Source organism: Bradyrhizobium sp. CCBAU 25360 (assembly GCF_028128695.1).
In the GTDB taxonomy this organism is placed as follows: domain Bacteria; phylum Pseudomonadota; class Alphaproteobacteria; order Rhizobiales; family Xanthobacteraceae; genus Bradyrhizobium; species Bradyrhizobium ottawaense.
The window spans coordinates 716,713-727,562 of the sequence record NZ_LBJA01000043.1; the positions used below are offsets into that span (position 1 = coordinate 716,713).

The window sequence follows — 10,850 nt, forward strand, 5'->3', positions numbered from 1 at the left end:
TCATGTCCGACACTGACAAGGTTTTCGCCGGCTCGATTCCGAAAATCTACGACGAGTATCTCGTTCCGATGATCTTCTCTGTCTACGCGGAGGACATCGCAAGACGCATCGCCGCCCGCTCGCCCTCCGTGCTGCTCGAGATCGCCGCGGGCACAGGCGCAGTGACGCGCGCCGTGGCGGCGGCGCTGCCGCGCGGCATCCGTTACGTGGCAACCGATCTCAACGAGCCCATGCTCGCGGTCGCCGCGCAGCGCCAGAAGGACGATGACCGCATCAGCTGGCGCCAGGCGGATGCATCGGCCCTGCCCTTTGGTGATGCCGAGTTCGACGCGGTCTGCTGCCAGTTCGGCGCCATGTTCTTTCCGGACCGCACCAAGGCTTACGCGGAAGTGAAGCGCGTCCTGAAGCCGGACGGCACGTTCGTGTTCAACGTCTGGGATCGGATCGAGGACAATGTGCTGACGCATGAAGCGACGGTCGCGCTCGGCAAACTGTTTCCCGACGACCCGCCGCGCTTCATGGTCCGCACGCCCCACGGCTATCACGACAGAGACGTCATCAGAGCCGACCTCGAACGTGCCGGCTTCCGCGATATCTCGATCGAGACGCGAGCTGAAACAAGCCGCGCGCCATCGCCCGAATATGTCGCGCTCGCCCTTTGCCAGGGCACGCCGCTGCGCGGCGAGATCGAGGCGAGGGAAGCCAGCACGCTTCAGGCCGCGACCGACATCGTCGCCGAGGCGATCCGGACGCGTCATGGCGCCGGACCGGTGGAGGGCAAGATTCAGGCTGTGGTGATCGAAGCGCGTCCGTAACTGCAGGTCGTCCGGGCGGCTATTCCGCGCGTCCTACCACCAGCTTCCCTGCATCGGCTGCGTCGACTGATAATATTGGTACTGGCCGCGCTGCCGGCGCGGATTGGCCGGCTGTACGTAGGGGTCACGCTGGTAGAAGAAGCCGAAGCCGTTACCGCCGTTGTCCCAGCCGTCATCGCTGGCGATCATGGCAGGTGCGGTCGGCTTGCGCGTGATGAAGCCGCCTTGCGGCTGGTCGCTTAACACCGCGACGAATTCGGTCCGGTAATTGGTTTCGCTGCTCAGCGGCTCGTCCGAGACGATGATTGAAGAGCGCGGCAATGCGGTCGGCCCGATGCGATCCCACACCTCTTGCGGGATGGTGATGCGGTCGAGCGCATTCCTCGCCTCGTCGCCGTTTTCGATCGTGACCACGCTCCAGCGCAGGCCCGTAGCGGACTTCGCCATCGCCGTGAAGATATGCGTGCCGATCGGCTGCTCGGGATTGCGGATCGTGACGGGGACTTCGATGCTGGTGTCGAACACCTCACCGCCGCCATCAGGTGCTGGCTTATGCGTGTTTCGCCGCACGTAGAGCTTTTGCGTCGAGCGGCTGATGTAGACCGAGACCGGCTCACCGGCGAGCTTTGCGTCGGTCGCTGCCTTCACGGCGTCGGCCTTCCTGGCCGCGGTGGCCTTCGCGGCCTCCTTCGTCGCGGCCACGGCATCGCGCTTCGGCTGCGCGGCGGCCTTGGCGGCGTCGAGCTGCGTCGCCGCGTCGGCGGCCTTGGTCGCCGCCTTCTGCTTCAATTCCTCGGCCTTGGCGCGGGCCTGATCGTTCTTGGCATTCGCGAGCGTCTTGTCGGCGAAGGCGAGCTCGGCGTCAGCGCGGGCCTTCTGCTGTTCCAGCTTGCGCAGAACGGCAGGAAGCGAAGCAGCTTCCTTCGCGGCAGCGGAGGCAGCCTTCTTGGCCTCCTCGGCAGCCCTTGTGGCCTCGTCGGCTTCGACGGAGAGCTTGTCGGCCTGCCTGGGCGCTGCCGCGATCGCTTCCGGCTTCGGTACGAACAGCGAGGGGTGAGAGATATCGGTCGGGACCGTATCGTGCGGCGAGATGATCACCCGCATCCCGATATACGTCTTGTCGAACAGGTTCTCGGCAAAGCCGAAGGGCATGCGCACGCAGCCGTGCGAGGCGGCATAGCCGGGCAGCGGTCCGCCATGCAGCGCGATGCCGTTCCAGGTGATGCGCTGCATGTTCGGCATCCAGGCATCGTCATACATGGTCGAGCGGTGGTCCTTGTCCTTCTCGATGATGGCGAAGACGCCGGCCGGCGTCTCGCGTCCCGTTGTGCCGGTCGACACTGGCGCGCGCAGGATCCAGCCATCGGCATCGTAGAACGTGACCTGCTGGCTCTTGATCGACACGATCGCCATGATGGGATCGCCGGCCTGGCGCTGGGCCACCGCCTCGGCCGGCTGGCGCGCCTGCTTGGCCGCGCTCGCCGGCGCCACCGCCGCCAGGACCGCCATTGCCGCCAATGTCACGATTCCGGGAGGCACCCGACGCCGCATCGCCTTGGTGGGTTGCGCCGTCGTCAGTCGGTTTTTCATGCCATCCTCGGTCGAAATGCCGGCCCGCTCGTGCCGATCATGTATCAGATTGCGGTCATTCAATTAAGAAATCGCAGCCGCCATACGTTCCGTCTGTGGCGATATTCGGCCCGGTCCGGCGACAAATCCCTCATATACGACGGCCTGAGCCGGCGGAAGGTCGGTTGCAGCCGGGATTGGTCCGAACCAGGTGGCAGTCACTGCGGCAGAATGTCCGGCTGTGCCGGCGAGGACACGCCCGTCAGACGCCCAGAGCCTTACGGTTGAAGCCTCGCAGGAAGCGCAGCGACAGCGTCCGGACATTGGCGACGTTGAGCAGCCAGGCCGCTCCGACATAGGCAAGGCCGCCGGCGAGGCTGACGATGACGAGCGCCACGAAGCCGGTGCCGCCCGCTTGCGACCGCGCAGCCAGGATCGCAGCCACCATCGCCGCAGCGGAGGCCGCAATACCGGCGAGGCGGCCGAGGTCGAACGGGACCGGGTGGGCGCGATGCATCAGGACGACGGCAACGAGGAAGCCGAGCGCCTCGGTCGCAAGCGTCGCCAGCGCCGCGCCGTAAAGGCCGTAGCCGGCGACCAGCGCGAACATCAGGACCACGCTGACCACCAGCGTGAGGAAAGATTGCGCCGCCAGCATGAAGGGCCGCTCGGCGAGCTGGAAGCTGATCTGCACGTAGAACTGATTGGCGATACCGAAGAAGCGGGCAAGCACCAGGGTCGGCAGCAGCGCCGACACGCCGGCGCGGAAGTCGACGCCGACGAGCGTGCCGGCGACCTGATCCGCTGCCAGCGCGAGCCAGATCGCAACGGGCGTGACGACGACGAGCAGCAGCTCGAGACTTTCAGTCAGCCGCTCCCGCGTCGTCTCCTTGCTGTTCTCGGACAATGACCGGAACACCAGCGGCACGGTGGCCGCGGCGACGCTGGAGGCGATCATGACCATGAACTGGCGCGGCAGGTCGGCGGCAACGCCAAAGATGCCCGCGGCATCCTTGCCGAGCAGATAGGCGACAATCAGCCGGTCGCAGGCCGAATAAACTGCGACGGAAAGCCCGGCGAGCGTCAGCGGCAGGCCGTAGCGCGCGAGCTGCATGAACTGGCTGCGCTGGAAGCGGGCGATCCTGGTGCGGTCGCCGACGAGGTTCAGGATGATGCCGGTGAGCGACCCCAGGCCGAACGCGGCCAGCAGGCCCAATCCACCCCAGCCGAGCCAGATGCCGAGGAGGCCGAAGCCGACGCTCGACACGCTGCGCACGATCGAAATCGCGGCAAACCGGTAGGGTCGCAACTTGGCGCGTTCGAACTCCTGGCCGACATCGACCGCATTGGCCATGATCGCGACGAACATGCTGGCGAGCAGCAGCTCGACACTGAGGTCGCTGCGGAACAGGAAGACCAGCGGGGTCGTGGCGCAAAGCACCGCGACCGTGAGCCCGAAAGCCACCATCGCCGTGCCGCGAAAATCCACCTCCGCCGACATCGCCTGATAACGTGACACCGACAGCTTGATCCAGGCGAAGAAGATCGCACCCAGAATGCCGGCGAGGCTGATGCCGACGACATAGACGCCGTACTCCGCCGGCGTCAGCAGCCGCGTATAGGCCGTGACCGCGAAGAAGCCCACTGCCGCAGGCAGGATGTAGGCGACGAGATAAATCGAGAAATGGCGGTTCAGCATGCGAGCATGGGACCGGCAACGGTCTTGCGAGTGTGGCGGCCGTTCATCAATGGGGCCTTGAATGGGGCCTTGGCGGGGCAAACGAATGCGCCGCAGCATCGCTCAAGAATGTCACATAAGTCTGCAGATCGGGCGGCGAATGAAGCCTTGGAGCCGCTTTCGCGCGTTAGCGTTAAATTTGCCCTTCCTCGGATGGCAAGGCGCGATCACGAAAAGGAACCGACTTCCAAGCGGCAGAGGTTAACCCAACAAGCCGAAACCCCGGCGTCGCGAGGCGTCGCTTGGTACGATGGTGCGTTGGTTCGAAAAGGACTGAAGTGACCAGGCTCGACAGACGCGAATTTCTCCTCGGCAGCGCCGCAGCACTCGCGGCGGGCGCATCCGCGTCGGCGGCGCCGGCGTCGAAACTGGCGCAGCGCCGTCCGGGGTTCGGCGCAGCGGCCACGCTCTGGGACCTGCAAGCCGATCCCAGGCTCGGCGAAGCCATCAGCACCTATTGCACCCAGGTCGTCCCGGTGCTCGAGTTGAAATGGCCGATGCTGCGGCCGAATGCGCACACGTTCAATTTCGAGCGCGCCGACGCGATTCTGGATTTTGCGCGGGACAACGATCTGACGATGCGCGGCCACGCGCTGGCCTGGTATCACGACATTCCGGACTGGGCCAAGCAGATCAAGGGCACCCGCGGCGTCGAGCGCGCCTATGTCGACCACATCGGCACCGTCGTCTCCTACTACAAGGACAAGCTGACCTCGTGGGACGTCGTCAACGAGCCGATCCCGGACAATCCCCGCAGTCCAAAGGACCGGCGCGACACGTTCTGGACGCAGCATCTCGGTCAAGGCTGGATTCCGCTGGCGTTCCGCACGGCGGCTGCGGCAGATCCGTTCGTCAAGCTCGCGATCAACGAATATGACATCGAGTCGGCCAAGGACTCCTTCATTGCCAAGCGCGCTGCTTACCGCAATCTGATCATGGCCCTGCTCGACCAGGGCGTCCCCCTGCACGCCGTCGGGCTGCAGTCGCATCTGCATGCCGAGCTCGAGATCGACACCCATGGGCTCGCCGAGTTCGTCACCGAGCTGCGCTCGTGGGGACTTGAGGTGTATGTCACCGAGCTCGACGTCGACGACCAGAAGCTGACCGGAAACCCGGCGGAGCGCGACGCCATCGTCGCCAAGCGCGTCAACGACCTGCTGACGGCGATTTCGACCAGCGGCCCGGTGCGCTCGATCCTGACCTGGGGTCTCTCGGATCGCTACAGCTGGATCAACGGCACCTTCGCCCGCGCGGACAAGCAGCCGAACCGGCCGCTGCCGCTCGACGGCGAGTTCAAGCCGAAGCCGTTCATGGACGTGATCAGCAAGTTCACGAAGGACGCCTGAACGCGCGAGCTTAGCCGCGCGTCTTCACCTCGAACTCGGCCGCCTCTCCCATATCTTCGGGCGACAGGCTCGGAGCCCGGCGATCGCGCGAGCTGAGGCGGAACACGTCGCGGATGTCCTCGACCGAGGTCGACGAATAGGACTGGATGCAGAGCGCGACCTGCTCGGGCGAGGCGGCACGCATCAGCGCTTCGATAGCCGGGCGGTCGAGCGGCGTGTCGTCCCAATGCGAGACCGCGACGCTGTCTTCGGTGACCCGATGGGCGGCAAGATGCCCGGGCGAGTTCGCGACGAAATGGCCGTACATCAGATATTCCGAGAACTTCTTCTTCCGGCACAGCGCCAGAACCCAGTTCAAGCCGGTCGCCGACTTGATTTGCGCAGTCATCGCGCGCGCGGTGTCCTTGTCCCAGACCAACGCATTGCCGACATAATCGTCGGCGGGGAAGGAGCGGTCCTTGATGCCGAGCAGCAGATCGACGGTGCGCAGCCACAGCCCATGCAACGGGTGGTCAGCACCGATGTCCTTCGGCGTGACGAACAGCGGCGTCTTCTCAGCCCCGGCATATTGCCCGACGTCGAATTCGCGGAAGAACAGATTGTCCGAATCCAGGATGCAGATGCGCTGCTCGGGCGCGTTGAGGACGCCGGCGATCTTCAGGATCTGCTGGATGTGCCAGCCGTGCACCGGCGAGGACAGCAGCGACAACCAGACGCGGCGCTTGCTGATGAACTGAAGCGCCGGCGGCAGCGCAAACAGCCATTTCGGCAAGTAGCGCGAGGCCGGAACGATGACGCGCCTGTCGGAGGCGAAGCGCGCGAACAGCGGCACATCCTCATCGTTAACGAGAACATAATGCCGCGTGTATCCCGAGAGCCAGGTGTCGATGCTCTCGCTGAGCAGCGAAAAGCGTTCGATATCCTTGGCATAGCTGGCGGTCAGCAGGGCAACGGAATGCATGGAGCGCGCTCAAATGGCCATCAGGCCGTACTCATAGCGGCGTCGGGGTGCGTTGGATACTTCCATTCGCAATCAAGGTAAAATGAAACGAAGCGTTAGCCATCCGACGGCAGTCCCTGCTCGATGCCGCGAAAGCGCAGCGGCGCCAGCGCTGAGGCCCGCTGCCACCAGTCGGCGACGCGGTCGTCGAGCGCGGTCGTGCCCCGGCCGTGGCCGGGGAAGATCCGGATCTGCTGCACCGCCTCGGCTTCGTACCCCCTGCCCTTGCGCGTGATCTTGAGGGCGGCGCCTTCACGGTCCCGCTGGGTCAGCGGCACCAACAGGCGGCCGCGCGGCCGAAGCGCCTCGAGCCAGAGCGGATGCGGATGTGAGAAGCCGGCGTGGATGATGATCACGTCAGCGGGCTCGCGGATCTCCTCACATCCATCGCCATGAAACACGATGACGTTGCGATAGGGGCGAAGATAGTTCGCAGCACGGAACGCCAGGCGCTGGTCGCAATCGACCGCCATCACGCGCCCTTTCGGACCGACCATCTTCGACAGGATCGCAGTGAAATAGCCGAGCCCGCAGCCGATCTGGACCACGCGGTCCTTCTCCTTGATGTCGAGCACGTCGATAAGATGGGCCCACAGGCTCGGCAGCCCGGTGTCGAGCTTGCGGCGCGCGTCGATCGCGACCAGCACGTTGTCATAGAGATGAACCGGATCCGCATCGGGCGTCAGCCGGTAGCTGCGCGCCGCCTCGCTCTTGATGCGCCAGCGGCCCCTCGGCAGAAAGTCTTCGCGCGGGACGGCGGCGAGCGCTTCGAGCAGGCGCTTTGAGGCAATCCGCTCGCGCTTTGCAATCAGCTCGACGTAACGCGCTCGCGCGGCGGCAAGATCACTCATGTCAGGGATCGGCGCGTTCGCGGACCGGTGCGTCCGCACCGAGCTCCTTGACGAGCTGCACCGCCTGCTTCAGGTCCGGGGTGTAAAAGCCCTCGCTGAACTTGCCGACAACGGGCACGAGCAGCAGACTCGCGTGCTCGCGCCTGCCGGCCTGATGCGACAGGCGCGCGAGGCTGACGGCCGTGCGAAGCTCCCAGGACAACGCGCCCTGCTTGCGCGCGATCTCCAGCGACAGCGCGAACAGATCGCCGGCCTCCTGCGCCGAGGCCGGGTCGCCGTCCGACAGCGTGATCTCGCCTTGCAGGCGATAGACTTCGGCGAGATAGGAGTGATCGCCGGTCCGCCGCGCGGTCGCGAGCGCACCGTCAAGCGCGCGCAAGGCGGCCTCGCGCATCCCGACCTTGGCGTAGGCTTCCGCAAGCAGGCAGCGGAACCAGCAGCCGGCGAGCCAGGAATCCATCGCCTCGTACTCGTCGAGGCCGAAGCGCATCTGGCTGAGGCCTTCATCGGCCTCGCCGAGTTGCGTCAGCGCCCAGCCGCGCAGGATCGCCGCCTGCTGTTTCCAATGCAGGAAATTATGTTCGGTGGCGATGATCATGGCGCGGTTGGCATGATCGCGCGTGCCCTCGACGTCGCGCAAATGCTGGCAGAGATACGCACCGAACACGAGCGCGAAGGCGAGCGTGAAGGGATGGCGGATCTTCTCGGCATTCGCGATCGCCTGCTCGCTGTGCTGGCGCGCCGCGTCGGGCCGGCCGAGGAACCACAGCAGGTAGCCGAGATAGGACAACGAGACGACGCCGGGATCGGTGCCGTGCCGCTCCATCAGATCGGAGTGCAGATCGGGGCTGTAGAGATTGATGCAGCGGTGCAGATGATGCTGGGAAGCTGCAAAACGGCCGCGATAGAGCATGGTCATCGCGATCGAGCGGTGCGCCTCGATCAGATAGCCGGTCTGCTGCGCCGGCTGCGTCCGCTCGTTGAGCCGCTCGCGCTTGGCGAATTTCAACAGCTCGACGCTGAGATCGTGCGCGCGGGTGAGATCGGCGCGGATGAAGTGGCAGACCCACAGGCCGCGGGTGGCGGCAAAGATCTTTTCGTCGTCGTCGAGCTGCTGGCCGAGCTCGAGCGCGCGGATGTAGTTCTCCTCGACCTCCTGGACCGCGTAGCCCTTGGCGGCGATCAGCGCGTTGCCGAGCGCGATGCGCAGCTCGAGCTCCATCTCGTCCGCGCCCTGCATCCGCGCATTGGCCTGCACGACGCTGAGACCGCGGCGCAGATGGCCGATCGCCTCCAGATTGGCACCGCTCTTGGCCGCCTGCTTGCCGGCCTTGAGCCAGAAGCTCGCGGCGCCCTCGCTCTGGCCGGATTCGGTCATGTGATGGGCGAGCAGCTCCGGTTCGCGCTCGGTCTTCTCCGGATACATCTCGGCAAGCACCTGGGCGATCCGCGAATGCAGCTTGCGCCGCTCGCTGTGCAGCAGGCTCGCATGCGCGGCGTTCTGGATCATGACGTGCTTGAAGGAGTAGAGCGCATCGGGCGGAAGACCGCGGCGCATGATCAGCCCGGCCTGCTCCAGATGATTGAGCGCCGCCTCGATCTGTTCGGCCGGCGTGTTGGCGACGGCATGCAGCGTCTCGTAGGAGAACTCGCGGCCGATGGTGGCGCCGATCTGCGCGATGCGCTTGAACGGCCCCATCCGGTCCAGCCGCGCCATCAGCGAGTCGGTCAGGGTTGCCGGGATCGCGAGCTGCCGCCACGGGCCCGACAGCACGTAGCGCCCATGCCGCTCGGTCAGCAGGTTGGATTCGAGGACCGTCTTGGTCAGCTCCTCCAGGAACAGCGGCACGCCGTCGGTCTTGACGATGATCTCCTCGACGACCTCCTTGGGCAGCTCTCTGCCGGCGACGCGCTCCACCAGCGTGGTGCGCAGCTGCCGGCTCAGGCGGTTCAGCACCAGCGTCGTGATGTGCGAATGCGCGTTCCAGCTCGGCTGGAATTCGGACCGCGCTGTGATGATGGCCAGGATCGGCCGGTTCTGCACCCGGTCGACCAGGAGATCGATCACCTCGCGGGAGGTCGGGTCGATCCAGTGCAGATCCTCGAACGCGATCACCAGCGGCATCTCGCGCGCAAGGCCGAGGAAATGATTGACCAGCGCCCCGACGGTCGCATCCTTCTGCTGCTGCGGCGACAGCTCGAGCCGCGGATAGCGGTCGCCGGTCGGTATCGACAACAGCGCGGCAAACAGCGGCGTGACCTGCTCGATGTCGCCATGAGCGGCGGCAATCGCGCTCTCCAGGCTCGCCAGCGACAGCGCGGAGGCATCCTCGCGGTCGAGGCCAAGGGAGAATTTGAGCTGCTCGGCGAACGGATAGAACGCAGTGGACGTGTAATAGGGCGAGCACTGGAACGAGACCTGTCCATGCCGGTCGCCCGATATCCGCTCGAATATCTCCTGGATGATGCGCGACTTGCCGATGCCGGGCTCGCCGAACTTGACCACGACCTGACCGTCACCATCCTTGGCCTGCTCCCAGCGGCCCATCAACAACGCGATCTCCTCCTCACGGTTGACCAGCGGCGTCAGTCGCGTGCCCATGGCGGCGGCGAATCGGGTCTCCACCCGCGAGGCGCGCACAACGTGCCAGGCCTGCGTCTTCTCGGATATCCCCTTCAAGGCGTGGACCCCGAGATTGCGGTAGTCGAACTTCCCCTTCAGCAGCGACTGGGTCGATGAGGAAATCACCACGCCATTGGGCGGCGCGAGGCCCTGCAGGCGCGCGGCGAGATTGACGGTTTCTCCGACCGCGGAGTCGCGCTCTTCGGTACCCTGTCCGACGAGGTCGCCGACCACGACGAGGCCGGTCGCGATCCCGATGCGGACGGCGGGTGCGTGGCTGAGCCCACCGCGCAGCTCGGTCGCGCGTGCGGTCGATAGCAATCGCACGATCTCGAGCCCGGCGCGCACCGCGCGCTCGGCATCGTCCTCATGCGCGGTCGGATAGCCGAAATAGACGAGGATACCATCGCCGACGAAACGGGCGGCAAAGCCCTCGTAATGCTTGACCACGCGGACGCAGGTTTCGCGGAAGCTCGCGATCATGTCGCGGACGTCTTCCGGATCGAACTGCACGGACAGCGAGGTGGAATCCACCATGTCACAGAACATGGTGGTGAGCTGACGCCGTTCAGCGCCGACCTCGGTGCGGGTTTGCGGCACCATTGTCGCGGGCGCCTCGGCCGTTTCCGCCTGGAACAGCGCTGCCATCGCCCGTTGCAGCCGCTTGCGATCGCCAAGGGGCAATCCGAGCTCGACCAGATCGGACTCGGTCAGGTCGCCAATGACGTCGAGATCGAGACGGTGCTGTGCGAAGAGATCGGTGTAATGGCCGAGGCCGACGCCCTCGAGCCAGCGCTTCAGCCCGCCATCCGTTCCCGTGTCCGGCTCATTCTCCAGCATGGTGATTTCCGCCCGACCATAATTCCGTCGAAGGGCTTAGGGCCCCTCAACCACAGATTTTGCGGCCA

Annotated in this window: 7 protein-coding genes; 2 read left to right on the forward strand and 5 right to left on the reverse strand. The window is 65.5% G+C overall.

The window, feature by feature from the left end:
- The first annotated feature begins 2 nt into the window (after positions 1-2).
- Positions 3-815, forward strand: a complete 813-nt coding sequence (locus XH81_RS30280; RefSeq protein ID WP_212476378.1) for a class I SAM-dependent methyltransferase — start codon at positions 3-5, stop codon at positions 813-815.
- Between the two features lie 33 nt (positions 816-848).
- Here XH81_RS30280 and XH81_RS30285 read toward each other — a convergent pair whose 3' ends face one another.
- Together XH81_RS30285 and XH81_RS30290 are read right to left on the reverse strand one after the other, a co-directional pair.
- Positions 849-2,405, reverse strand: a complete 1,557-nt coding sequence (locus XH81_RS30285) for a L,D-transpeptidase (protein WP_028142233.1) — start codon at positions 2,403-2,405, stop codon at positions 849-851.
- A gap of 241 nt (positions 2,406-2,646) precedes the next feature.
- The gene (locus XH81_RS30290) at positions 2,647-4,083 is read right to left on the reverse strand and encodes a lipopolysaccharide biosynthesis protein (RefSeq protein ID WP_028142232.1); all 1,437 of its coding nucleotides are present in this window, start codon (positions 4,081-4,083) and stop codon (positions 2,647-2,649) included.
- Between the two features lie 317 nt (positions 4,084-4,400).
- Between XH81_RS30290 and XH81_RS30295 the strand changes: the two genes are divergently transcribed.
- Positions 4,401-5,468 carry an endo-1,4-beta-xylanase gene (locus XH81_RS30295; RefSeq protein WP_028142231.1) on the forward strand — a complete coding sequence of 356 codons (1,068 nt, stop codon included), beginning with the start codon at positions 4,401-4,403 and terminating at the stop codon, positions 5,466-5,468.
- A gap of 10 nt (positions 5,469-5,478) precedes the next feature.
- Here the strand turns inward: XH81_RS30295 and XH81_RS30300 are convergent, their stop codons facing one another.
- The 3 genes from XH81_RS30300 to XH81_RS30310 all read right to left on the reverse strand — a co-directional run bounded on the left by XH81_RS30300 (position 5,479) and on the right by XH81_RS30310 (position 10,782).
- Positions 5,479-6,429, reverse strand: coding sequence for a DUF6492 family protein (locus tag XH81_RS30300; RefSeq protein WP_028142230.1), 951 nt, complete (start codon positions 6,427-6,429; stop codon positions 5,479-5,481).
- 95 nt (positions 6,430-6,524) lie between these two features.
- Positions 6,525-7,319 (reverse strand): protein-L-isoaspartate O-methyltransferase family protein, encoded by a 795-nt coding sequence (locus XH81_RS30305; RefSeq protein WP_038949734.1) that lies wholly within the window; start codon positions 7,317-7,319, stop codon positions 6,525-6,527.
- Between the two features lies 1 nt (position 7,320).
- A complete protein-coding gene (locus XH81_RS30310) occupies positions 7,321-10,782 on the reverse strand; it encodes an AAA family ATPase (protein WP_028142228.1) in 3,462 nt (1,153 codons plus the stop codon).
- Positions 10,783-10,850: the final 68 nt, after the last annotated feature.

What these genes read in the sequence shown, in the direction of transcription:
- XH81_RS30305 (WP_038949734.1), bottom strand. Translation starts at nt 7,319, where the DNA reads ATGAGTGATCTTGCCGCCGCGCGAGCGCGTTACGTCGAGCTGATTGCA.
- XH81_RS30310 (WP_028142228.1), bottom strand. Translation starts at nt 10,782, where the DNA reads ATGCTGGAGAATGAGCCGGACACGGGAACGGATGGCGGGCTGAAGCGC.
- XH81_RS30300 (WP_028142230.1), bottom strand. Translation starts at nt 6,429, where the DNA reads ATGCATTCCGTTGCCCTGCTGACCGCCAGCTATGCCAAGGATATCGAA.
- XH81_RS30280 (WP_212476378.1), top strand. Translation starts at nt 3, where the DNA reads ATGTCCGACACTGACAAGGTTTTCGCCGGCTCGATTCCGAAAATCTAC.
- XH81_RS30290 (WP_028142232.1), bottom strand. Translation starts at nt 4,083, where the DNA reads ATGCTGAACCGCCATTTCTCGATTTATCTCGTCGCCTACATCCTGCCT.
- XH81_RS30285 (WP_028142233.1), bottom strand. Translation starts at nt 2,405, where the DNA reads ATGAAAAACCGACTGACGACGGCGCAACCCACCAAGGCGATGCGGCGT.